This is a genomic window from Rhodoplanes sp. SY1 (genome assembly GCF_046000175.1).
Classification (GTDB): domain Bacteria; phylum Pseudomonadota; class Alphaproteobacteria; order Rhizobiales; family Xanthobacteraceae; genus Rhodoplanes.
The window spans coordinates 1-1,259 of the sequence record NZ_JBEOMB010000290.1 but is presented as its reverse complement, the minus strand read 5'-3'; the positions used below and the strand labels follow the sequence as shown (position 1 = coordinate 1,259).

At 64.0% G+C, this 1,259-nt stretch carries 1 pseudogene; it reads left to right on the top strand.

The annotated features are described in order from the left end of the window. Window positions 1-35: 35 nt before the first annotated feature. Window positions 36-578 (top strand): annotated as a pseudogene (locus ABTU92_RS29180) (DUF892 family protein); the annotation flags it as partial. Window positions 579-1,259: the final 681 nt, after the last annotated feature.

The following is a 1,259-nucleotide window of genomic DNA, read 5'->3' as shown; positions in this document are numbered from 1 at the left end:
TTCCGGATGTCGCTTGACATCTGTTCGGGGCCGAATCCCCGGCCATCCACCCGGAGAGTTCCTACGGAACCAATCCAGAGGGCCTTCAGGAGGTTCTGCTCGATCAGCTCCACGATCTCCTCCACGCCGAAAAGCAGCTGCTCAAGGCCTTGCCCAAGATGGTGAAGGCCGCCCGGACGACGCGCCTTCAGGAGCTGTTCCAGCTGCACCTGCAGGAAACCGAGCTGCAGGTGGACCGCCTGACGGAGTGCTTCCGGCTCCTCGAAGCGCCTGCGCGGGCGAAGCCCTGCAAGGGGATGATGGGGCTCCTCGAAGAGGGCCAGGAAGTCATCAAGGAGGGCGCGAAGAAGGAGGATGTGCCCTCGGACCTCGCGCTCATCGGCGCCGCCCAGAAGGTGGAGCATTACGAGATCTCGGGTTACATCTGTGCGCGTAATCTCGCCCAGCAACTCCACATGTCGGCGATCGCCCAGCTTCTCGGGCTTTCGCTGGCGGAGGAGCAGAACGCCGACCAGTTGCTGGATCAGGTGAGCCGCACCCTGATGTCCGTCCCGGCCATGCCCGCTCCGATCGAATAGCCAGTCCGCAGGGCAGCACGACAGGGCGGCATCTCTCGCGGGAACACCCATGCAAGCAGATGCCGCCCCTTCTCCGAGGTTCACCTGTCCGCGCTGCCGGTCCCAGTACCGGGTGAGTGTTCAGTTCCAGGCAGAAGGAACACCGGGTGCGGCCACATGCGAGGTGTGTGGCGCCATCATGAGCACCTGGTGCGCGTCCGTCCTGCCCGTCTACACGCTGGTCGAATCCTCCGGGAGCAATGAAGACCCGTCTGCGAACGGTCCGCCTCAAGGCCGGTAAGAACGAAGGCAGCAGCAGGGCGGCCTTCGGAACCGGTGCCCCCGCCAACCATTGGCTGTAAGCAACATCCCGCACTCTCTGGAGATCGCTATGACCAATGCAGACATGGGTAATCCTATCACAACTACATTCTGCTTGCCGCAGGCCTGCTGTTCGCTCTCTTCGTCTTCTGGGACCGTAGCGGCCCGGAGGATGCCTCTCAGGCGGCCCCCCTCAGCTCGTATGTCGGAACGGCGTCGCAGCGGGTGGAGGCACCCGCTCCCTCACAGGCCGCGTCCGCTCCCGTCTCCACCCCGGAGTTCATCCGTAAGGTCGCGCTGAGCGATATGTTCGAGATCCAGTCGAGCCGGCTTGCTCGCGGCAAGACCGATCCCGGCGCGCTGCAGGGCTATCGCGTTTGG